This window comes from Candidatus Krumholzibacteriia bacterium (assembly GCA_029865265.1).
Classification (GTDB): domain Bacteria; phylum Krumholzibacteriota; class Krumholzibacteriia; order WVZY01; family JAKEHA01; genus JAKEHA01.
Genome location: JAOUHG010000042.1, coordinates 1 through 21,759 on the forward strand (window position 1 = coordinate 1; position 21,759 = coordinate 21,759).

Here is a 21,759-nt window from a genome sequence, read left to right on the forward strand (position 1 = left end):
GCACCGCCCGCTGCAGGAGGAACCGGTGCAGCCGTCACGCGTGCTGGAAGAACTGGACGCCCTCGGATCGCCTGCCACCATGGCCAGCGCGGGCGGGCGACAAGCGCCACCTCAACGCGGCCATGTCGGTCAGCGCGGCGTACCTGGTGGAAGGCGAATCGCGCGACCCGCACCTGTTCGTTCCGGAAATGTCGCGGCGCGCGCGCGGCATCGAGGTGTGGGCGGCGCTGCACTCGCTGGGGAAGTCGGGGCTCGCCGCCATGGTCGACCGCTCCTGCGCGCAGGCGCGGCGTTTTGCCGAGGGGCTGCACGCAGCCGGCTACGAGATCCTCAACGACGTGGTGCTCAACCAGGTGATGGTGTCGTTCGGCTTGCCGGAGGAGACACGCCGCGTGATCGCGGCCATCCAGGAGGACGGGACGTGCTGGTGCGGGGGGACGGTGTGGCAGGGAAGAACCGCCATGCGCATCAGCGTCTCGTCGTGGGCCACCACGGACGCCGATGTGGAGGCAAGTCTTTCGGCGATCCTGCGCGCCGCGAAGGGCAGGTGACGAGATGACGGACTCTGCTCAGAAGCAAAAGGCCACGACGCTGCTCTCGCTGCACGGCGGCGGCCGCATGCTCATTCTGCCCAACGTGTGGGATCCCATCGGCGCGCGCATCCTGCAGGCGAAGGGATACCGCGCGGTGGCCACGGCGAGCGCCGCGATATCCACCTCGCTCGGCTACAGGGACGGCGAGCGAATCAAGCGCAGCACGCTTATCGACGTCATCGGCCGCATCGCGCGCAGCGTGGTCGTCCCGGTGACGGCGGACATCGAGGCCGGTTATGCGAAGTCGATTTCCGAACTGGAGGAAACCATCCGCGCCGTGATCGCGAGCGGGGTGGTGGGTGTCAACATCGAGGACGGGTTGAAGGGTGGCAATATGCGCCCGGTGGAGGAGCAGTGCGCGCGGATCGCAACCGTGCGGGCGTGCGCGGCGCGCGAGGGGCTGCACCTGGTCATCAATGCGCGTATCGACAGCTACGAATCGGGCGCCTTCGCGGACCCCGCCGACGCCACCGAGGATGCCGTGGCGCGCGCCACCGCCTATGCGATTGCCGGCGCGGACTGCGTGTACCCCATCGGTCCCGGCGACGAAGCGACCGTGCGCCTGCTGCGCGAGCGTATCGCCGCGCCCATCAACATCCTGGGATCGCCCACCGCGGCGCCGTTGCCGGTGCTACAATCCATCGGCATCAACCGGGTGAGTTTCGGGCCGTTCGTCCTGCGCGCACTGTTGCGAAGATTCGAAGAAATCGCGGATGCACTCATCAAACACAATGACACGTCGGGCATGCGGGACATGCTGTCGCGCGCCGAGGCCGGCGGCTATCTTGCGGATGGCCCGGAGTGAGGGGGTTTTCGGAGTGCGCCGCCCCACAGGTCCACGCATGCGAGCCACGCTGATCGGGGGCGCAATGCTCCTGGCCGCCGCGGCACTCGCGCCCGCGCTGCCGGCGGTCGCCAACGAGCCGCGCGTCGGGCCGGAACCCGGCTGGGTGATCCCGCACCAGTTCCCGGCGCCGAATGAAATGAAGCCCCGCGCCCGCTCCGGCGCCTCCAACGCGCTGCTCTACGACTTCCAGCACGACGTCGAATCGCAAACCTCCTACATCCACACCGCCGTCCAGATCGTGAGCCACGAGGGCGTCCAGCAACTCTCCGATCTCACCATCGACTACGACCCATCCTTCGAGACGTTGACCCTGCACCGGCTGCGGCTGCACCGCGGTGGCATGGTCATCGACAAACTCGGTGTGGATCGCGTGCAGACATTTCAGCGCGAGACCAACATGGAGCGGTACATGTACGACGGGTCGCTCACCGCGTCGATCCATCTGTCGGACGTCCGGGTGGGAGACATCATCGAGTACGCGTATTCCCAGAGCGGTCAGAACCCCGCCTATGACGACCACGACTTCGGCAACCTGTGGCTGGACTCCATGATGCCCATCGAGTTGTGGCTGGTGCGCATCCGGGTGCCGGACGGTGGCGACATCGTCATCAAGCACCACAAGACCGACCTCGAGCCCGAAGTCACCCAGGCCGCGGGATACACCGACTACCAGTGGAAGCGGGAGCAACTGAAGGGGAGCGACTACGACAACCACGTGCCCGGCTGGTACATGGCGCAGGAATTCCCCATGGTCAAGTTCACCGATTTTGCCAACTGGGGCGCGGTGGCCGCGTGGGCGGTTCCGCTGTTCGCGGTGTCGGAGCCGGAACGGGCACGCCTGCGCGAGATGGCCGGGGAGGCGCTGAACTTCTCGCATTCGCCCGAGAACATCATGCAGGCCATCCACTTCGTGCAGGACGAGGTTCGCTACCTCGGGCTCCTGGAGGGAATGAGCGCATACGTGCCCCACCCGCCCACCCGGGTGTGGGAGCAGCGTTACGGCGACTGCAAGGACAAGTCCCTGCTGCTCAGCGTTCTCCTGGAGGAAATGGGCGTCGATGCGTACCCCATGCTGGTCAACACGGCGGGGCCCCGTTCCGCCGATGAGTTTGCGGTCGCGCCCGGCGACTTCGATCATTGCGTGGTGGCGTTCCGCTACGGCGATGAGATGCGGTTCGTGGATCCCACCGCGTCGCACCAGGGTGGGGACCTCGATCAGATGTATTTCCCGGACTACCGTTTCGGTCTGATCGTGGCACCCGACAGCGACGATCTGACCCCGTTGCCGGAACCCAGGACGGGGCGTACGGTGGTGACGGAGCATTTCCGTGTGGACGACGCCGGCGGCGCCGACCTGACCGTAAAGACGGAGTACCGTGGATCGCGCGCCGACATGATTCGCTTCATGTTCGCCTACACGGATCTCGCCAGCATCCAGAAGCAGTACCTGTCCTACTACGCCGCCATGTATCCGCAGATCACGGCGACGGCCGACCTCTCCTTGGAAGACCAGCAAAGAGACAGCGACAATGTGGTGGTGGTGAACGAGTCCTACCGCATCGACAACATCTGGATCCAGTCCGAAGAGGACACCAGCGTGCGCTACGTGGAATTCTTCCCGCTGTCGCTGGACAACGAGACGCTGTGGAACAGCAGTCCCGATCGCACCATGCCCTACGAGGTGGGGCGCATCGACTTCCGGCACGAGTTCATCATCGATCCGCCGGGACGCTGGCCGGCGAGGCCGCAGGAGACCGACATCAAGGGCAAGGGGTTCCGCTACTGGGAACGGGTGTCGACGCGGGGCGACCAGATCCGGATCGAATACGAATACAGTCGCACGCGCGACTACATCGACGCGGCGGACGTGGCCGATTTCATCGCCCGGCACGACCGCATCCGCAGCAACCTGACCTACCACCTCATCCGGGGGCGGAACGCGGGGGCGTCCGGGATCAGCTGGGGCATGGTGCTGGTGGCGCTGGCCAGCCTGGCGGGTTCGCTGTGGGGTGCCAGGCGGCTGTATGCCCGCTACGATCCCGAACCGCGGCGGCCCGAGCGCGCCGACGGGCCGGCGGGGATTCGCGGATGGTTGCTGCTGCCCGTCATCGGGACGGCGATCGCCCCCCTGCGCGACCTGGCCTCGATCTCCGACCTCGCGGCGTGTTTCGACGCGGAAATCGTGTCGGGGTTCGGCTCCGGTCTGACCGTGATCCTCGGTTTCGAAGTGGTGTTCCTGGTGGCGGGCGCGGTTGCGTGGGGACTGATGATGTGGCTGTTCTACCGCCATCGCTCCAGCGTTCCCAGGATGTTTATGCTCTACGTGGTGGCGCGCTTCGTCTACGTGATTGCCGACAACATGCTGGCCGGTGCGCTGTTGCCCGCGGAGCTGCGCGACCTCGAATCAACCGAGCCGCTGATGGACATCTTCCCGATGATGGCCTTTGGCGCCGTCTGGATCACCTACTTCCACCAGTCGGACCGGGTCAAACGGACGTTCGTTGCGCGCGGTCCGCTGCATCAGCCCCCGCCCGCCCTGGCGGCGAACGGGGACGCACCGGCCCACGCGGCGGGCAGCGCGGACGAACTCGAGGAACTCGCCCGGGCCCGCCTCGAGCAGGGCATTCCGGCTGCGGAGGTGGCGGCGTGGTTGGCCGGGCAGGGGTTGAGTCCCGCCATGGCGGCGACAGTGGTAAAGGTGCTGGGTGGGGACGCCGCGCCGGTCGATGTCGCATCTTCGCGCCGTGCGCGGATCCGGGCTATCATCTTTGTCGTCATCATGCTGATCATCATTGTCTTTCTCGCCCGACTGAACATGTAGTTGCCAGGAGGAAGTGCACATGACCACGGTGCAAAGAAACGCACGAATCGCCGGACTTCTGTATCTTCTGCTGACCCTCGTCGCGCCCCTGCGGCTGCTCTACATTCCGGGCAAGCTGTTCGTGCGCGGAGACGCGGCCGCGACGGCCGCCAACATCGCCGCCAACGAGACGCTCTTCAGGCTCGGGATAATGAGCGAGCTGGCGTGCGGCGTCATCGTGCTCTTTCTCACCTTCGCCCTCTACCGGCTGTTCCGGGATGTCGACCACCAGCTCGCGGTGCTGGTGGTGATCGTGGGCGGCATCCTCCCCGCCGCCGTCGACTTCCTCATCGTCCTGAACGACATCGCGGCACTCGCCTTCGTGAGCGGGGCGGACTACCTGGCCGCCTTCGACGCACCGCAGCGCGACGCCCTTGCGCACTTCTTCATGCGCCTGCACGGACAGCAGGTGCTCGCCGCCGAGGTGCTGTGGGGGATATGGCTGTTTCCGCTGGGGATGCTGGCCATCCGCTCGCGCTTCATTCCCCGCCTGTTCGGTTACTGGCTCATCATCAACGGCATCGCGTACCTGGCGCTGAGCGTCAGCGGCCTGGTGCTGCCGCAGTATGCGGCGTGGGTGGAGATGGTCACCATCCCGGCGCTGCTCGGAGAGGTGGCGTTCATGCTGTGGCTGTTGATCAAGGGGGCCAGGGAGCGGCCGGTGACGGCGGGTTGATGGGCGCGTGAGATGGCTCCTCGCCATTTTGCTGGTCGCCGTCGTTCTCGCGGCGGGCGCGACGCAATCGCAGGCCGAAACCACCGCGATCTACCAGATACAGGTGCGCGATCCGGCGTCCCACCGCGTGGCCGTGCGCGCCACCGTGCCGGGGAACACTACCGAACTACGCATGGATACGTCGCGGCCGGGCGACATTCCCGAGGTCGCCGATGCGGGCTGGCCCGCGCTGGTGCAGCGGCTGCGCGTGCGCGATGCCGCCGGCAATAGTGTGGGCGTCACCGCCAACGGTGCCCGTGGCTGGGTGCTCGCGCGGCGCGCCGACGGTCCGCTCACCCTGGAGTACCTGGTGGACTACACCCCGCTTGCGGCGCGCGACTGGCCGGCGCCGCGCGAAGCCGCGTTTGCCGACGCGCGTCACATGGTGGTGATCGGCCGCTCGCTGTTCATCACCACGCCGGCGCAGGGGGTGAGCGAGGTGAGCTTCGTATTGCCGCGTGACTGGCAGCCGGTGGTGCCGTGGCCGGCATTGCGCGGTGCGCGCCGCAGCGTGTCGGTTGCCGCCGCCGAAGATCTCACCGAAAACCTGGTCGCGTTTGTGAAGGGTGCGCCGGACGTGCTCACCGCCGGTGGATTCAACCTCAAAGTGATTGCGCTGGGGCACTGGGAATCCGCGCGCGGGGAAGTGCTGCGCGTGCTGGGCGTGGTGGCAGAGCGGCTGGTCGGCTTCATCGGGTTCTCCGGACCGGGCGACTACCTGGTGGTGCTGCTGCCGCTGGAGGAGCGGGGCGGCGAGTCGTTCCGCGCCAGCTTCGCGATGTCGTATCACGACACGCCCGCGCGCGCCAACCTGGGCGACTGGGGCAACACCATCGCGCACGAGGTGTTCCACTACTGGAACGCGTGGCGACTGCGCGGCGCCGACTATGCGAGCTCGCAGTGGTTCCAGGAAGGTTTCACCGAGTACGCGGCCAACCTCGCGCTGGTTTCGGGGGGATTGACCACCGACGAAATGTTCTACGCCAAACTCGCAACCCACGTCACCCAGTATCGCGAGCTCGCGACACCGCTCGACGCGCCCGGCACCCGCAAGGGTCCGCCGCTCTACAGCGGCGGCGCGTTGGTGGCCTTCCTGTGGGACATCGAGATCCGCGGCGCGACGGGGGGCAGAGAGGGTGTGGGCGACCTGCTGCGGGTGATGCTGCGCAACACCGACGGCGGGGCCCGGCCCTATGCGTGGGAGGACATCCGCGTGGCACTCGGAAGCCTCGCCCCCGGCGACTGGGACGCCTTTTACCGGCGCCATATTCACGGCACCGAGCCGTTGCCGCTCGAGGCGGCCTTCGCGCGGGTGGGGTTACGCATGGCGCAGCGGGCCGACGGCACGATTGCGGTTGAAGTGGACCCGAAGGCAATGGACAATACCCGGCAGTTGCGGAGCGCCGTCATGCAGGCGAGTCGTTGAGCGGACGCGCCCCAGCGCGTTCCGTTCCCTGAACCGAGGAGGCAGCCATGTCCGAAGCACGAACCGTGTCAACCCCGCGTCATCTGTGGATCATCGGGATTGTGGGTCTGTTGTGGAACATCATGGGTGTGGTGGACTACCTGATGACGCAGACCAGGAACGAGACGTACATGGCCAAGTTCTCGGCCGAGGAGCTCGAGTACTTCTACGGGTTACCGGCGTGGGTGGTTTCGACCTGGGCGCTCGCGGTGTGGGGCGGCCTGCTGGGCACGGTGCTGCTGCTCATGCGCCGCAAGCTGGCTGTCCACGTGTTTCTGGTCTCGCTGCTGTGCGTGGTGGTAACCGCGATCCAGAACTACGGGCTCTCCGAGGGCATGGAAATCATGGGCGCAACGGGGATGATCTTCACCGTGGTCATCTTTGCAATCGCGCTGGGCCTGTACCTGTACGCGAAGAAGATGGCCAGGCGCGGCGTGCTGGTGTAGCAAGGGAGAAAGCAACATGGCCAATTCAACCAATACGGTGCGCCTGCACCGCGTGCTGCGCGCGCCCGCCGAACGGGTGTACCGCGCCTTTCTCGATCCCGACGCGCTCGTCAAGTGGATGGCGCCGCATGGATTCACCGGCAAGGTCCACCAGATGGACCCGCGCGTGGGCGGCGGGTACAAGATGTCATTCACCAACTTCGGCACCGGATCGAGCCACTCGTTCGGCGGCAAGTACGTCGAGCTGACGCCCAACGAGCGCATCCGCTACACGGACGCGTTCGACGACCCCAACCTGCCGGGCGAGATGCAGATGACCGTCTCGCTGCGCGCGGTCAGTTGCGGCACCGAGCTCACCATCGTCCAGGAGGGGATTCCCGCGGCCATCCCGCTGGAGCTCTGCTACCTGGGATGGCAGGAGAGCTTGCAGCTGCTCACGCTGCTGGTCGATCCGGACATCCCGGACGGGGCGTAGACCATGAACCCCATCGACGCGTTTGTTGCCGAACTCAAGATCGAGGCCCGCTCCACGCGCAAGATGCTGGAGCGCGTGCCGCCGGAGTCGCTCGGGTGGCGGCCGCACGAGAAGTCCAGCACGCTGGGGAAGGTCGCGGGGCACATCGCCGATATTCCCGGCTTGTTCATCGTGCCGCTGCTGCAGGACGAGTGCGACTACAACACGTACCAGTCGAACACCGGCACCGTGCCCGAAATCCTGGACACCTTCGACGCCAACATCGCCCGCTCGTACGAAACCCTGGGCGCGCTGACGCCCGAGCAGTTGCTGGCGCCGTTTCGGTATCGCTACGGCGACCGCGTCATCTTTGAACTCCCACGCTTCGTGGTAATCCGCAGCACCACGTTCAACCACCTCATCCACCACCGCGGGCAGTTGTCGGTGTATCTGCGCATGCTCGGCGTGGCGCTGCCGGCGATCTACGGCCCCACGGCCGACGAGCGGTAGAAAGGCGCACCCCATGAAACGCGGACAGTGGCACGACGTGGGTGACGCGGCGGAGCTGTCGCAGCAGCAGCTGCAGCAGGTCGTGGCGGGAAACACGAAGATCGCGCTCTCGTGCGTCGGAGGCACCTTCGGGGCGGTCCACAACGCCTGCAACCACGCCGGCGGACCACTTGGGCACGGAAGGCTGGACGGCGACTACATCGTGTGCCCGTGGCACAACTGGAAGTTCCACCGCGTCACTGGCGAGGGCGAGCCGGGCTTCGAAGCTGACCGCGTGCCGCGCTTCGAGTGCAAGGTGGAGGGCGGGCGCGTGCTGGTGCTGGATGCCGCCGTCACCAGGCGCAACAAGCTCCCGCACGATCCGCATCCCCTCGACCGCGAGGTCAAGCGCCAACCGGGTCCGCTGCGCGTCGTCGGCATTTCCACCACCGTCATGGACACCGCCAACCCGCGCTATTCCACCTCCGAGGCGTTGCTGGAAACCGCACTCGAACACGCGCGCGCAGCGCATTCTCTGGAAGCGCGCATGCTCAAGCTGCGCGATCTCAATTTTCGCGCCTGCGAGGGCTACTACTCCAAGAGCGCGCACGCGTGCACCTGGCCGTGCAGCATTTCGCAGATGGATCTCAACGACGGCATGAACGATGTCTACGAGAACCTGGTGTTCTGGGCCGACGTGGTACTCATCGCGACGCCCATCCGCTGGGGTGCCGCGAGTTCGTTGTACTTCAAGATGGCGGAGCGGCTCAACACGGTACAGAACCAGATTACCCTCAAGAACCGCGTCATGCTCAGGGACAAGGTGGCGGGACTCATCGTCACCGGCGGTCAGGACAACATCCAGGCCGTCGCCGGGCAGACCATGCAGTTCTTCGCGGAACTGGGCATGCAGTTTCCGCAGTTCCCCTACATCGCACACAGCCGTGGCTGGACGGCGGAGGACATGGAACGCAACGTCGAGGTGGTTCAGCACAGCAAGACGCTGCACGACGGCGCGCGCGCGTTGCTGGACCGCTGCCTGGACCTGGCGCTGCGGCTGCAGAGCACGGCCACGCCGGGATATGCACGGGGCGGCCGCAAGGCGTCGGGACTGGAACGCGGTAGCCAGTAGGCGCCGGCCCGGTGCCATTGTCGAACCTGAAGTATGCAATAGTTGTCTAGATGGCCATGGTCATGGAGGCGCGATCGAGCGTTTCCACGAGCGGGCGTTTACTGGACCTCCGGAATGGGACATAGCCATCTGTCCCATACGCCGCAAACCGGAGCGGAAGTGATAACGGAAGAACGGGGTGGGGCCAAATGACGACGGCCCACCCGCTTTCGGGTGAGCCGCCGCTTCCGATGCAGTTGCAGCAAGGCGCCTACTGGCAGGCGACGTTGCGCTGCTCGCGATCCCAGCAGGCCGTCGCGCCGCCGTTGTAGTCGGGGACGGTCAAGCTCCCCGTACCGTTGGCGTGCCAGATGATGCTGGACGTGAGGCTCGCGCTCGCGTCGTAGTACTCGATGGAGCCGGTGGTCTTGCTGTCGGTGAAGGTGAGGATGTCGCCTTCGTTCTCGTATCCGCTCCCGTTGACCGTCAGCGTCAGCGTGTCTTCCACTTTGCCGTTCGTCCACTCGATACGCGCACTCGCGATACCGTTCGTCTGGTCGATCGGGTCAAAGAACTGCCAGTAACCGCCGGTGTCGTCGTGCCGGGATTCGCCGCTGAACCACACAAAGTGGTTCAGGAGCAGCGCCGGATCGTTCGACGAGACTTCCATGCGCCACTCGACCGTGTCCTGCTTGGGCATGCCAAACAGGAACACGCTGTACTCGATCGCCTGGTCGACGAAGATGTACGTCCACAGGTACGAGCCGTCGGGCTGCTCCCGCGGAACGGAGTGGATGGCGTAGGCGAAGGCGCCGATGGGTTCTTCGAGCATGTCGAACGTGCTGAGGTGGATGAAGACCGCGCGCACGTACGCGTTGATCCAGTTCTCATGGTCGCCGCCGCTGGCGGAGAGGAGCATGGCGTCGCTCGGCGCCCCGGTGGTCAGCGACTGCGCGTCCAGTGTCGGTGCGCTGACGCCGTAGAAATCGAGCTCGAACTTCATCGTCGAAACGGCGGGCAGTGCCGGCGCGTTCGTGTTTGTGGTGTCGGGCAGTGTGACCGAGTCAGTGCTGCATCCCGACAGTGCGGCCAGCATAAAGAGTCCCGCGAGTGATGTGCGAATTGTGTGCGTTCCCATGATTGACCCCTCCTTGAGGGTGGTGGTTGATGTTCCCTGGGGAGGGGTAAAGCAGTAGACGTGCCACCGGGCAAATTCTCATAATATGATGCTATATAATGGGTTGCACGCGCCGCCGTGCCCGCTGTCACCGTGCCACACAGTCACAGTGTGTCCCGGTGTCACGCCCCGTTCACGGTTGCAGAAACCATACGCCGCGCCTAGAAATAGAACAGCACCGACATGGAGAGATTGGTCTGTGACCCGTCGGCGTCGATGTCGTACGCGAGTCCGACATCGGACACTTCGACGCTGACTTCATCGAAGGCAACAATATGATGGGTCACGTCGAGGCCCAGTGCCACATGGCGCGCCACCAGGAACTCGACCCCGGCGCTCAAGGGAACGCTGCCACCGTTGGCGTTGACGTCGCCGAGATCGCTCCGGAAGGTCAGGCCGTAACCGGCCAAGCCGGCGCGCAGGTAAGGGCGCGTAATGTGGCCCGGAAGGAAGCGGTACTGCATGAGAAGCGCCACCGATCCGGTTGCCGCTTCCAGGCCCGGCGCGAGACTCGAAAAACCGTTTCCGGCAAACTCGACCTGCAGGCCGAACACCGGATTGAAATCGTAGCCGACGGTGAGTGCGAGGCCGCCGCCGGCGTCGGAGATCTTTGTGTCGGAGGTGACGTCGGTCGCCCTGAACTCGCCGCCGCTCAACCGCAGCGCAAGCGACAGACCCTTGTCGGACGGGTGTTCCTGCGCACCTACGCTGCTGAACGACAGAGTGGATGCCAGGATTGCGATGGTGGAAAGGATACGTTTCATGGTGTTTGTCCTCCGGTTGTCTTGCGCTCGATACCGAGCGCCTTCATCTTCTTGTGCAGGTTCGTGCGCCCCAGCCCCAGTTCCTCGGCCGCGCGTGACACGTTCCAATTGAACTTCTCCAGGGTACGCGCGATCAGATCGCGCTCCATTTGCCGGCGTGCGTCGTGCAGGGACTTGCCGGCGGCTTGCGTGACGTCTGCGGCGGGGGATGATTTTGACGCCACGATGAACGAAGCGCCCACGCGCACTTCCGCGCTCAGATCATCCATCCGTACCACACGGCCCGGACACATGATCGCCACGCGCTCCACCTGATTGCGCAGCTCGCGTACATTCCCCGGCCACGGATACGCCGCGAGGGCTGCCAGCACCTCGTTGTCGAAGGTTCTGGGCGCCATGTCGTTCTCGACGCAGTACTCGGCGAGAAATGCGCGCGCGAGCAGAACGATGTCTTCGCCGCGTTCGCGCAACGGCGGCACCGTGATCGGCACCACGTTGAGCCGATAGTAGAGATCCTCGCGGAAGCGCCCGCCCGCCACTTCGTCGGCGAGGTTCTTGTTGGTGGCGGCGACGACGCGCACGTCGACACGGATGATCTCGCTGCTGCCAACTTTCTGGATCTCGCCCTCCTGCAGCGCGCGCAGGACCTTGGTTTGTACCTTGAGGCTCATGTCGCCGACTTCGTCCAGGAACAACGTGCCTCCGTCGGCCGCCTGCCACTTGCCTTCGCGTGACTGCACGGACCCGGTGTACGCGCCCCGCTCGGCTCCGAAGAGTTCGGACTCGATCAGTTCTTCGGGAATGGCGGCACAATTGACTTTGACGAAGGGGCCGCCGGCGCGGGCGCTGCGGTCGTGGATGGCCTGGGCCAGCAGCTCCTTGCCCGTGCCGGATTCGCCGAGAATCAGAACGCGCGCGGGCGTGGGTGCCACACGCCGGATCTGCGCCATGACTTCCACCGCAGCACGGCTCTCGCCCATGAACTCGCGGCGCTTGCCGGCGCGCGAACGGAGTTTGCGGTTCTCGCCGGCGAGCGCGCTGTGGTCGAGGGCGTTGCGCGATGTGAGAAGAATTCGCTCCTTGCCGCAGTCCTTCTCCAGAAAGTCGAACGCACCCAGCCGGGTGGCCTCGACCGCGCGGTCGATGGTGCCCTGCCCGGTGAGAATGACGACGAGCTGGTCGGGCTTCAGGCGGCGAATGTCCGCCAGCACCTCGAGGCCGTCGCGGTCGGGCATGGACAGATCGAGAAACACGACATCGAACGACTCGTGCGCGAGCAGCTCCAGCGCCTGCGTGCCGCCGGGTGCCGTCGCCGTTTCCCAGCCGGTGTTGCGGTGGATCATTTCCAGCATCCGCCGGATGTTGGGTTCGTCGTCGATGATGAGAACGCGTCCGGGCATCATGCCTCCCTGTGCGCGGCCGGCGCGGGCGGAGGACCGGCCAGCGGCAGTCGAATAATGAAAGTAGTACCAGCACCGACGGTGCTCTCTACGGCGATGTCGCCGCCGTGCAGCAGCACCGCATTCTTGACCATGGCCAGCCCGAGGCCGGTGCCCTCGCGGCGCGTCGTGAAGTAGGGTTCGAAGATGCGCGCGCGGTGCTCCGGCGGAATGCCCGGTCCGTTGTCGCCGACGCGCATGACGGCCTGGCCGTCCGCGCACTGAACGGAAGTACGCACCACGGTTCCGCCAGCCGGCATCATCGCCACCGCGTTGTCATACAGATTGATCAGCACGCGGCGCATCGCTTCCGGATCGAACGGGAAGCGGTCGAGCGGATCCGCCGCCGCGTGCGTGGTCGTCACCTGCGGATAGAGCGCGGCCACGTCGTGGGCGAGGGCGTCCAGTGAGCCTGCGCGCACCTCCAATTCGGGCATCTTTGCAAACTCGGAGAACTGGCGGACCAGGCGCTGCAGCTGCTCGACTTCCTCCCCGACCACGCGCGTGCTTTCGGCGAGCAGCGCGCGGAAGGCGGGGTCGTCGCCGCGATACTGGTCGCGCAGTTCTTCGATGGTGAGCCGGATCGGCAAGAGGGGGTTCTTGATCTCGTGCGCCAGGTGTCGCGCCACCTCGCGCCACGCCGCCATCTTTTCCATGTCCACCAGGCGCCGGCGCTGATCGTCGAGCCGCGCCACCATGTCGTTGAACGCATCCACCAGGTGCCCGGTTTCGCCGCCGCCGCGGATGTCCAGGCGGTAGCCCCAGTCGCCTGCTGCAACCATGCCGGCGCCGGCGGACAGCCGGCGGATCGGGGTTGCGATACGCTCGGCGATCAGGAGCGAGAGCGCCAGTGCGAGAACCACGCACGCGCCGTAGATGACAACGAAGGAATAGAAGAAGCTCCGCGTCAGCCCCGCGCGCGTGAGCTGCAGTGTGGCGAATAGCTGTCGCGCGGCGATGAGGTCCTCCGCACGGCGCAGGAAGGACGGATCCGTCTGGCTGAACAACAGGAGCCGTTCGTTTCCGGCGGGTGGCGTCCACGTGGCGAGGAGCAGGCTGCGGTCGGTGGACTCGAACAGCCGCAGGTCGCCGCCCGTGCCGGACGGCTTCGTGATGAAGGATCGGTTGCCGGTCAGGCGCTGGTATGTCTCGTTCGCGGAGAAGGAGAGCAACGGCGTGTCGAGTGTGTCGCCCGCGGCACCGGTGGCGCGCGCCAGCACGAACCCGTGCAGCGTCGAACCCAGGGACGCGCGGGACTTCATCGCGAGTGCGACGCGGCCCGAATCCGGAAGGGCGCCGCCCAGGTCCACCAGGAGCGCGCGGACATCGCCCGCGAAGCGCGCGCACTGTTCGTCCCACGCGTCGCGCGACATGGCGACACCGCTCTTTAGAGCCTCCTCCATGGTCTCGTTCAAGCCGACATTGAAAGTCTTGTCGAGCAGCGATTGCACCGCGAGTGCCAGCGGCACCGCGGGCAGCGCCGCCACCACGAGGCACATGACCACCAGACGCGAGCGGATCGATTTCATGGCCGTTCTTTCTCCACCGGTGGCCGGTACGAGGGCGAACGAAACCACGCGCTACGCCGGCCGGTGTCTTTTGACGACAAGCGCCGGATCAGGTCGTCGATGTTCAACACCTGTTCGCGCCACGTCCGGCTCGACTGTCCGCCCACCTGCTCCTGTACCCAGCCGACGATACTCTCCTGCTCTTTCCCGCGGAGCGGATACACGGCGATGGCCCATTCCACCGAGATGTCGGTGGCGTCATCCAGCGCGGAAAGCGGCATCACCGGCACTTGCTCCAGCCGTTCTACCGCCGCCGACACCAGTGCGAAGGACGCGTACGTGTACGACGTGTCGTCACGGACAAGCGCGTAGACGTTGTTCCATACGTCGCAGCGGATCTCCATGGAGTACAGACCGCGGCGCAGCGAGTGGTCGCGCGAATCCACCACGCGGTAGAGCAATTCGACCACGGCGGGGAGCCCGCTCTCCACCGTGTTGACCACCTGCTCGGTGAACAGGCCGGTGCTGATGATCGTGCACACAAGTTCGCTATTCATGGTGGTGACGTCCACGCGGGTGATCTGCGGTCGCGCCGCTGCGCGGGCCTCGGTTGCCGCCGCGGCGAGCCACGCGACGGCTGCCACCGCCGTTATCATCAGGGGGCGCCGCATCAGAACGAGAACCCCAGCAGCAGGTGGACGCGGAAGCGCTCGTCGGTGCCGCCGTCGGTGAGCGGGATGCCGACGTCCATGCCCAGCGTTCCCGCCCACGGCAACAGCACGCGCACGCCGTAGCCCGCGCCGACGTCGATGTCGTCCGCGTTCAGGGTCTCGCCGTGGCGGATCCCCTGGCCGGCGTCGAGGAACGCCAGTCCCACCACCCGCGGCCTGCCCGGAGACCCCGCGAGCGGCCAGCGGAGTTCCTCGTTGACGAGCCAGTATGCGTCGTCGCCGCCGGTGGGCGAGAGGCTCAGTTCGGCAAAGCCGCGCACCGAGTAGTTGCCGCCCAGCAGGAAGCGCTCGTAGTACGGCGTGCCGCGCGAGGTGACGCCGCCGCCAACGCGATTCGAAAGCACCCAGCCCTCGTGGATGTGCAGGTGGACGCGCGCATCCAGTGTCGCTTTGGTGAACGCTTGCGCTCGCTCGCCGATGTCTCCGTTGGCATTGAGTGTGGCGCGCAGGAATGAGCCGTGCGTCGGATACACGTCGCTGTTGCGCGTGTCCCGGAAAGCGCGAAACACGAGACCGGTGATGGTTGCATCTTTGGTGTCGGGGAGGAGTTCGTCGGGCAGCGAACTTGGCGTGGAGGACACATCCCCCACCGCGCTGAACGAACTGTCCGGACTCGCTCCGGCTGCCCCCACACCGAACTCCAGGCGCACCGCGTCGTTGAGCGCGTACTGGAGTGTCGCTTCCAAACCGGCGCGGCCGATGTTTTGCTTGTACGCGTCCCAACTCGTCGCGCCGCCGGGAGTGACGTTGCTCTGGTAGAAGAGCTGGTTGGTCCCGTAGACAAACAGTTTCGTGTTCAGCGCGAGGCGGCCGCTTTCGGAGATCGGCTTACGCCATTCGCCATCCATACCGGCCATGCGGAAGCCGAGGCGCAGGCCAAAGCGCAGTTGCGAATCCTCGCCGAGCGTGTTGTCGAAGCGCACGCCGAGGAGTGTCAGAAACCAGCCGTTGAGGTCGTTGTACCCGAATCCGGTTTCGAAGACCGGGTTGCCGCGCTCCTCCAGCGCCACCTTCAGCACCACGTCACCGCGCGCGCTGCCCGGCTGCGTCGAGAAATCGACCGACTTGAAATACCCGGTGAGTACGAGCCGTGTCCGCGCCGCGTCGAGAATGTCGGCGTCGATTCCGTCGCCGGGCTCCAGGGCCAGGTGGCGCAGCACCACCGGCGAGGCGGTGCGCTCGTTGCCCGTGATCTCGACCCTTTCCAGCCGAAGCGAGGGCTGCGCACCCGCCAATCCGGCCAGTACCGTGCACAACAGCACAAGGATTACAATGAGGAGGCGCTTCATGGCATCGCCGAAGCGCAAGTGTTGTGCCACGGGTGGGAGCGTGTCAATCAGCGCTAGTGTATTGTTAAATAACATGTTACGAGGCTGGTGCGGCCGGCGCAATCCCACCGACTGTGAAGAAACCGCACACCTGTGACTGGCGGGACCGGGTGGGTGGCCTGGTCGAAGTCAGGTCGTGATTACCAGCGTTCAACACCCCCGCGCCCGATGGGAGGGGCGGTGAATCCCCTGCTCGAGCGCCGCGAAGACTACGCGATTGGCGAAGCGGCGCCGACTCGCTTCGACGACGAGGAGTGGGAGTGGTGAACACCTCGGTGAAGCGCGGTGACGTGATCCTGGAGTCTCGGCCACGGCCAGGGCGGCGAGATCCGCAAGATGCGGCCGTGCGTGGGGCGCTGCGGCTGCAGAGCACGGCCACGCCGGGCTTCGCACGGGGTGGCCGCAAGGCATCGGGACTGGAACGCGGTAGCCAGTAGACGCTGGCATCACCGCACGTTGGGGCTTAGACTGGCCAGCATGACAACCCCCGCTTCCGGCGAAAAGCTCTTCATGCGCGACGAGGGCCGCCGTGCCCGCGCCTCCGGCCCGCCGCCCGACCTCCTCGAACGCGCCGCGCGCCGCTTGTACATCCTCGCGCTTCTGTACGCGTTCATCTTCTTCATGGCGGGGCTCTTTCCGCAGTTCATGGACCCCGCCGACCGCGCCCGCTTCACCACCCGCTTCATCTCCTGGGGACCCGGCAGCATTTCCATTGCGATGGCGTTGCTGGTGGCGGGTGTGGCCCGAAGCCGGCGCCTGCCGCTCTCACAAATCATGCTCATCGGACTCGTGTTCGAGGTGGTGGGCAGCTACGGCATCGCGGTGGCGGAGTTTGCGGATCCAACCGGGCTCTCCGGCGACCAGCGCCTGGGTCTGTCGTGGGTGGCCGTGTGGGTCCTGCTGTACACGGTTGTGGTTCCCAACCCGCCGCGCCGTGCCGTCGTTGCCACGCTGGTTTCGGTGAGCTCGGTTCCTGTCGTGCTCGCCCTGGCGATCGGTGAACATCCCGTCCCCGGCCTCACACCGATGAGGTTTTTCTTCGGGCTTGTGTTCCCGTATCTGCTGGTTGCGCTGATGGCGTACGTGGGCTCGCGTGTGGTCTACGGTCTCGGCAGGGAAGTCACCCGCGCGCGCGAGCTGGGCGGCTACCGGCTCATCGAGCGTCTCGGCAGCGGCGGCATGGGCGAAGTGTGGCGCGCGGAGCATCACCTGCTGGCGCGGCCCGCCGCCATCAAGCTGGTGCGCACGTCCGATGGGTCCGACGAACGCCACCATCGCGAACTGCAGGAGCGGTTCGGGCGCGAGGCGCAGGCCACCGCGCTGATGCGCTCGCCGCACACCATCGAACTCTACGACTTCGGAATGGCCAACGACGGCACCTTCTACTACGTGATGGAACTGCTGGAAGGCTTCGACCTGGAAACACTGGTCAAGCGCTTCGGGCCGGTTCCCGCCGAGCGCGCCGTCGCCATGCTCGCGCAGGTGTGTCATTCGCTGGGCGAGGCGCACGCCAACGGCCTGATTCACCGCGACATCAAGCCCGCCAACGTGTTCGTGTGCCGCTACGGCCGCGAAGTGGACTTCGTGAAGGTGCTGGACTTCGGGATGGTCAAGAAGCGGTACGTGGACGATGACGACGACACCCAGCTCACCAGCGATCACGCGGTGGCGGGCACGCCCGCGTACATGGCCCCCGAGCAGGTGCTGGGCAACCGGCCGGTCGACGCGCGCACCGACGTCTACGCGGTGGGCTGCGTGGCGTACTGGTTGATCACCGGGCAGGTGGTGTTCACGGGCAAGACGGCCATGGAGGTCGTCACGCTACACGCGCACGAGACGCCGGTTCCACCATCGGCGCGAACGGAACTGGAGGTTCCGCCGGCGCTGGAGGAGGTCGTCATGGCGTGTCTCTCCAAGAACCCCGACGAGCGGCCCGCATCCGCGGACGCGCTTGCGGCGGCGCTGAAGAGCATCGCGACACGCACCACGTGGACCACCGAGCGCGCGCACGAATGGTGGGATCTGCATAAGCCGGTGCGCGGGACCGCTTGACGCGGGAGGGTAGGAGTTGCGGTTGTCGTACTGCTTGCGGAGGCGGCAGCTGTGCCGGGAGGTGGGGCGCCCCTTGCCATGGGCGCATTGAATGGCGTTCAATAGTCGGGTCGCAGAAGCCGGAACGGATTGGCGCCCCAGATGACCTCCTACTACTCCCGGAAGCTCGCCGGCCGGCGCCTCGAGCGCTGCTATGAGATCGCGGCGCCGCGCGTGCAGCGGTACTTCGAGGCCGAGATCGTCCACGCCCTCTCGCGCATCCGTCCCACCGACAGCGTTCTTGAACTGGGTTGTGGCACCGGGCGCATCGCGCGGCGCGTGGCCGATGTGGCAGCGCGCGTGGTCGGCATCGATACCGCCGCCGAGAGTATCGCTTGCGCAAGGGAGACCGTGCATGCGCCCAACTGCGTCTTCATGGAGATGGACGCGCTCCACCTGGGCTTTCCGAATGACTCATTCGATGTCGTGCTGTGCCTGCAGAACGGCATCTGCGCGTTCCGCCTCGATACTGCGTCGCTTATCAAAGAGGCCCTGCGCGTCACCCGCCCCGGCGGACGCGTGCTCTTCTCCAGCTACGCCGACGCGTTCTGGGAACACCGCCTCGCCTGGTTCGACGCCCAGGCGGCAGAAGGTCTCGTGGGCCCCGTGGACCACGCGGCCTCAATGGACGGCGTCATCGTCTGCACCGACGGCTTCCGCGCCGGCCGCATGACCCCCGCGGGTTTCCAGGAGTTGTGCGCGAAGGTAGGTGTTGCGGGCGAGGTCACGGAGGTGGACGAGAGCAGCGTGGTGTGCGAGGTGCGGAAGGGGTAGGGCGGCAACACGCGCAGTGGACAGTGGCGCGGGCGAGGGCTATGCTTCCGTTGGCCGAGGTCGAGAAAAGGAGAACGTCATGCCGCTGGTCGTCGGCGCGATACTGGCAGTTGCCGTAGGGCTGATGGGCACGGGCGTCGGCCTGGACCGCGACCGCAGCTTCTATCCCACCATCACCATCGTTGTCGCGTCATACTATGTCCTGTTCGCCGTCATGGGAGCGCCCACGCAGACGCTCGTCCTCGAGACCCTGATTGGTGTGGCGTTCGTGTTGGCCGCGCTGATCGGATTCAGATCGTCGCTCTGGCTGGTGGCGGGCGCGCTTGCGGCGCATGGCCTTTTCGATCTTGTGCACGACCGGGTCATCTCCAACACCGGCATGCCAGTCGTGTGGCCCCCGTTCTGCTTCGCGTACGACGTGGTTGCCGCCGGCTACCTCGCGTGGCTGCTCAAGCGCGGTCGCGTTCCCGTCCGGCCGAAAGCGGAACTCCCGCATCAGGCGGGGTGAATAGATCATGAGCATCGGGGCAGACCACATCGCCGGCGCAATTGCCGTTGGCATTGGTGCGACCATGGTAATGGATCTTTGGAATCTGTTCCTGAAGCGCGCGTTTGGCATTGCATCACTCAACTACTGCTTGCTCGGGCGCTGGCTTCGCCACATGCCGGGAGGCACTTTCAGGCATAAGAAGATCACCGCCGCGCCGCAGAAGTCATTTGAGTGCGCGACCGGCTGGATGGCCCATTACACCATTGGTGTCACGTTCGCGCTGGTGCTTGTTGTGGCTACCTCCGGTGACTGGCTCTTGCAACCCACCTTGCTGCCCGCGCTGCTATACGGCATTGCCACCGTGGTCTTTCCGTTCTTCATCATGCAGCCGTCGCTTGGCCTCGGCATTGCCTCATCGAGAACCCCGAAGCCAGCGCAGGCCAGACTGAAGAGCCTTGCAACGCACACCGTGTTCGGACTCGGGCTGTACGTGTGCGCCAGGGGAGTAAGCTACCTGCTTCGGGCCCGCGCCTGACAACTCCTTCAGGTCCGTGAGTATGCTGATCGGCCTGATTCTCCTGTCCCTCGCGGCACCCGCCGCTGCTGCCGACGGGGTGACGATCGGGGTTGGATGAAGAAAACAAGAATCGCAATTGTCGTGTTGCTGGTAGTGGCGGCCGCGTACGGCGCGTGCTTCATGGTTCTTTTCTGCGACCCCAGCCCGTCTCCGCCCCCCAGGTACACCATTCTCGTCAACGAACCCAATGTGTTCGCGGGCGGCTATCTTGACGAGACATCCCACTTGGCCGTGTCGCCCAACGAGCAGTGGATGGTGTATGCAGCCTTTCGGAGCGGCAATGCCCTGTACGTCAGCACTCTCGATATCCATGTTTACGATCTCCGCTCAGACACTGATTGCCGGGTCGCAACCCACGTAGAGAATGAAGCAAATGTCCCGGAACGGCTCGCGACGCACATGGAGGCATCGTGCTGGCTCGATGAGGGTCTTGCGTTTCCGTGGGAACCCTCCGGCTATGCAAAAGGGTTTCTCCGGGGGAGGGTATACCATGCGGTTGTCGTGGCTGACAGCTGTGAAATGCGAATGATCGAAAGCGATTCGTTGCAATGGACTTGTGGTTCGCCATCTGAGCGCGCACGTGCAATTGGGTACCAGGTAACCCGCAACTCGATCGAGTCGCGGGCGTGGAATGGTGACAGAGCCGGCTCTTCCGTCTACCGGGCAACCTGGAAGGGCTCGAACGAACAAGATCAAATTGCCATCCTTGAACGAATCGAGGCCAATGGCAACGCGGTCGAACTGACGCGGCGGAGGAGCCGCTTTGGTGGTTGGGAAATCCAGAGTTTGAGCATCAGTCCCGGCGAGCGCTATGTGGCGTACCTGGCGCGTGAGTATTCGCATTGGGATTATCCAATGCTCGCCTTGTGGCCGGTACGCCCGCGCGACATCCGCCTGTTCATTGTCGATACGCAGACCGGGATCGAGTACGCACTTGGAGCGGCAGAGGACCTGCACAGTGCAACGTGGACACAGGACGGCAAGGCGCTATACTTCATCGAGCGCAACAAGGGAATCTGCCGGATCCGCATGGATGAGCTGGACGACTAGTCTGTCACAACGGGTTCATGCGCCAGTTGGCCAGGAAGGCACAAGATGAAGAAGGTCTATTCAGCGAAGAATGAAAGCGAGCTCGTGGTGTTGCGCTCCGTCCTCGACGCCGAGGGCATCCCATGCTTCGTCCACAACGAGATGTTCGGCTCCATCGTTGTCGGCCCCAAGATCGACAACTACAACGCCAAGTCAATCATGGTGCCCGATGAACTCGAAGCCCGCGCCCGGGACATCGTCGCCCAGTTCGAAACCGAACACCCGGCAGAGGACTCAGCCCCCATCACCCTCCGCGACCGCCTGCGCATGATCCTCGAGACGGGCCTCTTCTCCTGGTTCATCCCGGGCCGCTCAAGAAGGAAGACTGAGGGGGATTGAGAATGTGGATGGCCTGTGGAAGTCGCAAGATCTGAGCGCTGGTCACCCACCGCACACCGGCTCGGCATCGCGAGCGCGATTGGCATCTTCGGCATCGGGGTGTGCTACGTCGCAGTCATCGCGCTCTGGATGATCATCGAGGCCACCCCGCGCGAGCCCATCGGCGACCCTTATCTCGCCGTGATGGAAGTCCTCACCATCCTGTCCGCCCTCGCACTCGCCGGTCTCGTCATCGCCCTCTGGTTCTTCGCCGACGCACCGCGCCGCGTCCCCGCCCTCGCCGCACTCGTGACCGGCAGCCTCGCGGCCGGCCTCACCATGACCGTCCACTTCGTCCAGCTCACCGCCGTCCGCCAACTCTGGCGCGCCGGCCACCTCCCCGACTACCGCCTCGTCTGGCCCTCCACCCTCTTCGCCGTCGAATACTTCGCCTGGGACGTACTGGTCGGCATCATGATGGTGTCGATTGGAT

Annotated in this window: 22 protein-coding genes; 16 read left to right on the forward strand and 6 right to left on the reverse strand. The window is 65.5% G+C overall.

All coding sequences use genetic code 11. The features are described 5' to 3' along the window. The 9 genes from OEX18_13845 to OEX18_13885 all read left to right on the forward strand — a co-directional run. Positions 1-551 (forward strand): pyridoxal-dependent decarboxylase (locus OEX18_13845; GenBank protein ID MDH4338350.1); only part of this gene is annotated, 551 nt, incomplete at its 5' end. A 4-nt stretch (positions 552-555) separates the two neighbouring features. Beyond that, positions 556-1,398, forward strand: coding sequence for an isocitrate lyase/phosphoenolpyruvate mutase family protein (locus OEX18_13850; GenBank protein ID MDH4338351.1), 843 nt, complete (start codon positions 556-558; stop codon positions 1,396-1,398). A gap of 37 nt (positions 1,399-1,435) precedes the next feature. Next, positions 1,436-4,261, forward strand: coding sequence for a DUF3857 domain-containing protein (locus OEX18_13855; GenBank protein MDH4338352.1), 2,826 nt, complete (start codon positions 1,436-1,438; stop codon positions 4,259-4,261). 19 nt (positions 4,262-4,280) lie between these two features. Then, positions 4,281-4,976: a DUF4386 domain-containing protein gene (locus OEX18_13860; protein MDH4338353.1), complete on the forward strand. Its 696-nt coding sequence runs from the start codon at positions 4,281-4,283 to the stop codon at positions 4,974-4,976. Positions 4,977-4,983: 7 nt separating this feature from the next. Continuing rightward, entirely contained in the window at positions 4,984-6,441 is a 1,458-nt protein-coding gene (locus OEX18_13865) for a hypothetical protein (protein MDH4338354.1), read from the forward strand. 47 nt (positions 6,442-6,488) lie between these two features. After that, positions 6,489-6,926: a hypothetical protein gene (locus tag OEX18_13870; GenBank protein MDH4338355.1), complete on the forward strand. Its 438-nt coding sequence runs from the start codon at positions 6,489-6,491 to the stop codon at positions 6,924-6,926. Between the two features lie 16 nt (positions 6,927-6,942). Further along, positions 6,943-7,401, forward strand: a complete 459-nt coding sequence (locus OEX18_13875) for an SRPBCC family protein (GenBank protein MDH4338356.1) — start codon at positions 6,943-6,945, stop codon at positions 7,399-7,401. Between the two features lie 3 nt (positions 7,402-7,404). Then, a complete protein-coding gene (locus OEX18_13880; protein MDH4338357.1) occupies positions 7,405-7,890 on the forward strand; it encodes a DinB family protein in 486 nt (161 codons plus the stop codon). A gap of 13 nt (positions 7,891-7,903) precedes the next feature. Further along, on the forward strand, positions 7,904-9,001 hold the full coding sequence (locus OEX18_13885) for an NAD(P)H-dependent oxidoreductase (GenBank protein ID MDH4338358.1): 1,098 nt from the start codon (positions 7,904-7,906) through the stop codon (positions 8,999-9,001). A 250-nt stretch (positions 9,002-9,251) separates the two neighbouring features. On the opposite strand, the gene OEX18_13890 is transcribed toward OEX18_13885, so the two are convergent. The 6 genes from OEX18_13890 to OEX18_13915 all read right to left on the reverse strand — a co-directional run bounded on the left by OEX18_13890 (position 9,252) and on the right by OEX18_13915 (position 15,888). Next, positions 9,252-10,118, reverse strand: coding sequence for a hypothetical protein (locus OEX18_13890; GenBank protein MDH4338359.1), 867 nt, complete (start codon positions 10,116-10,118; stop codon positions 9,252-9,254). A 200-nt stretch (positions 10,119-10,318) separates the two neighbouring features. Then, on the reverse strand, positions 10,319-10,921 hold the full coding sequence (locus tag OEX18_13895) for a porin family protein (GenBank protein MDH4338360.1): 603 nt from the start codon (positions 10,919-10,921) through the stop codon (positions 10,319-10,321). After that, the gene (locus OEX18_13900; GenBank protein ID MDH4338361.1) at positions 10,918-12,321 is read right to left on the reverse strand and encodes a sigma-54 dependent transcriptional regulator; all 1,404 of its coding nucleotides are present in this window, start codon (positions 12,319-12,321) and stop codon (positions 10,918-10,920) included. Before OEX18_13900 ends, OEX18_13895 begins: the two co-directional genes overlap by 4 nt. Further along, on the reverse strand, positions 12,321-13,889 hold the full coding sequence (locus OEX18_13905) for an ATP-binding protein (GenBank protein MDH4338362.1): 1,569 nt from the start codon (positions 13,887-13,889) through the stop codon (positions 12,321-12,323). Before OEX18_13905 ends, OEX18_13900 begins: the two co-directional genes overlap by 1 nt. Beyond that, positions 13,886-14,539, reverse strand: a complete 654-nt coding sequence (locus tag OEX18_13910; GenBank protein MDH4338363.1) for a hypothetical protein — start codon at positions 14,537-14,539, stop codon at positions 13,886-13,888. The genes OEX18_13905 and OEX18_13910 overlap by 4 nt, the downstream gene beginning before the upstream one ends. Next, the gene (locus OEX18_13915) at positions 14,539-15,888 is read right to left on the reverse strand and encodes a BamA/TamA family outer membrane protein (protein ID MDH4338364.1); all 1,350 of its coding nucleotides are present in this window, start codon (positions 15,886-15,888) and stop codon (positions 14,539-14,541) included. The genes OEX18_13910 and OEX18_13915 overlap by 1 nt, the downstream gene beginning before the upstream one ends. Before the next feature lie 516 nt (positions 15,889-16,404). On the opposite strand from OEX18_13915, the gene OEX18_13920 reads away from it, so the two are divergent. From OEX18_13920 to OEX18_13950, 7 genes are all read left to right on the forward strand, one after another. Then, the gene (locus OEX18_13920) at positions 16,405-17,979 is read left to right on the forward strand and encodes a serine/threonine protein kinase (GenBank protein ID MDH4338365.1); all 1,575 of its coding nucleotides are present in this window, start codon (positions 16,405-16,407) and stop codon (positions 17,977-17,979) included. Between the two features lie 141 nt (positions 17,980-18,120). Further along, positions 18,121-18,792 (forward strand): class I SAM-dependent methyltransferase, encoded by a 672-nt coding sequence (locus OEX18_13925; protein ID MDH4338366.1) that lies wholly within the window; start codon positions 18,121-18,123, stop codon positions 18,790-18,792. Positions 18,793-18,871: 79 nt separating this feature from the next. Further along, positions 18,872-19,300, forward strand: coding sequence for a hypothetical protein (locus OEX18_13930; protein MDH4338367.1), 429 nt, complete (start codon positions 18,872-18,874; stop codon positions 19,298-19,300). 7 nt (positions 19,301-19,307) lie between these two features. Then, positions 19,308-19,817: a DUF2938 domain-containing protein gene (locus OEX18_13935; GenBank protein ID MDH4338368.1), complete on the forward strand. Its 510-nt coding sequence runs from the start codon at positions 19,308-19,310 to the stop codon at positions 19,815-19,817. A 96-nt stretch (positions 19,818-19,913) separates the two neighbouring features. Then, positions 19,914-20,909 (forward strand): hypothetical protein, encoded by a 996-nt coding sequence (locus OEX18_13940; GenBank protein MDH4338369.1) that lies wholly within the window; start codon positions 19,914-19,916, stop codon positions 20,907-20,909. A gap of 45 nt (positions 20,910-20,954) precedes the next feature. Beyond that, positions 20,955-21,287 (forward strand): DUF2007 domain-containing protein, encoded by a 333-nt coding sequence (locus OEX18_13945; protein MDH4338370.1) that lies wholly within the window; start codon positions 20,955-20,957, stop codon positions 21,285-21,287. 15 nt (positions 21,288-21,302) lie between these two features. Then, positions 21,303-21,759, forward strand: a 457-nt coding sequence (locus OEX18_13950) for a hypothetical protein (GenBank protein MDH4338371.1), incomplete at its 3' end; no start/stop codon positions are given.

Excerpts from the sequence above, each read along its gene's own strand:
- OEX18_13850 (MDH4338351.1), top strand. The coding sequence starts at position 556 with ATGACGGACTCTGCTCAGAAGCAAAAGGCCACGACGCTGCTCTCGCTG.
- OEX18_13855 (MDH4338352.1), top strand. The coding sequence starts at position 1,436 with ATGCGAGCCACGCTGATCGGGGGCGCAATGCTCCTGGCCGCCGCGGCA.
- OEX18_13860 (MDH4338353.1), top strand. The coding sequence starts at position 4,281 with ATGACCACGGTGCAAAGAAACGCACGAATCGCCGGACTTCTGTATCTT.
- OEX18_13870 (MDH4338355.1), top strand. The coding sequence starts at position 6,489 with ATGTCCGAAGCACGAACCGTGTCAACCCCGCGTCATCTGTGGATCATC.
- OEX18_13875 (MDH4338356.1), top strand. The coding sequence starts at position 6,943 with ATGGCCAATTCAACCAATACGGTGCGCCTGCACCGCGTGCTGCGCGCG.
- OEX18_13880 (MDH4338357.1), top strand. The coding sequence starts at position 7,405 with ATGAACCCCATCGACGCGTTTGTTGCCGAACTCAAGATCGAGGCCCGC.
- OEX18_13885 (MDH4338358.1), top strand. The coding sequence starts at position 7,904 with ATGAAACGCGGACAGTGGCACGACGTGGGTGACGCGGCGGAGCTGTCG.
- OEX18_13890 (MDH4338359.1), bottom strand. The coding sequence starts at position 10,118 with ATGGGAACGCACACAATTCGCACATCACTCGCGGGACTCTTTATGCTG.
- OEX18_13895 (MDH4338360.1), bottom strand. The coding sequence starts at position 10,921 with ATGAAACGTATCCTTTCCACCATCGCAATCCTGGCATCCACTCTGTCG.
- OEX18_13900 (MDH4338361.1), bottom strand. The coding sequence starts at position 12,321 with ATGCCCGGACGCGTTCTCATCATCGACGACGAACCCAACATCCGGCGG.
- OEX18_13905 (MDH4338362.1), bottom strand. The coding sequence starts at position 13,889 with ATGAAATCGATCCGCTCGCGTCTGGTGGTCATGTGCCTCGTGGTGGCG.
- OEX18_13910 (MDH4338363.1), bottom strand. The coding sequence starts at position 14,539 with ATGCGGCGCCCCCTGATGATAACGGCGGTGGCAGCCGTCGCGTGGCTC.
- OEX18_13915 (MDH4338364.1), bottom strand. The coding sequence starts at position 15,888 with ATGAAGCGCCTCCTCATTGTAATCCTTGTGCTGTTGTGCACGGTACTG.
- OEX18_13920 (MDH4338365.1), top strand. The coding sequence starts at position 16,405 with ATGACAACCCCCGCTTCCGGCGAAAAGCTCTTCATGCGCGACGAGGGC.
- OEX18_13925 (MDH4338366.1), top strand. The coding sequence starts at position 18,121 with ATGACCTCCTACTACTCCCGGAAGCTCGCCGGCCGGCGCCTCGAGCGC.
- OEX18_13930 (MDH4338367.1), top strand. The coding sequence starts at position 18,872 with ATGCCGCTGGTCGTCGGCGCGATACTGGCAGTTGCCGTAGGGCTGATG.
- OEX18_13935 (MDH4338368.1), top strand. The coding sequence starts at position 19,308 with ATGAGCATCGGGGCAGACCACATCGCCGGCGCAATTGCCGTTGGCATT.
- OEX18_13940 (MDH4338369.1), top strand. The coding sequence starts at position 19,914 with ATGAAGAAAACAAGAATCGCAATTGTCGTGTTGCTGGTAGTGGCGGCC.
- OEX18_13945 (MDH4338370.1), top strand. The coding sequence starts at position 20,955 with ATGAAGAAGGTCTATTCAGCGAAGAATGAAAGCGAGCTCGTGGTGTTG.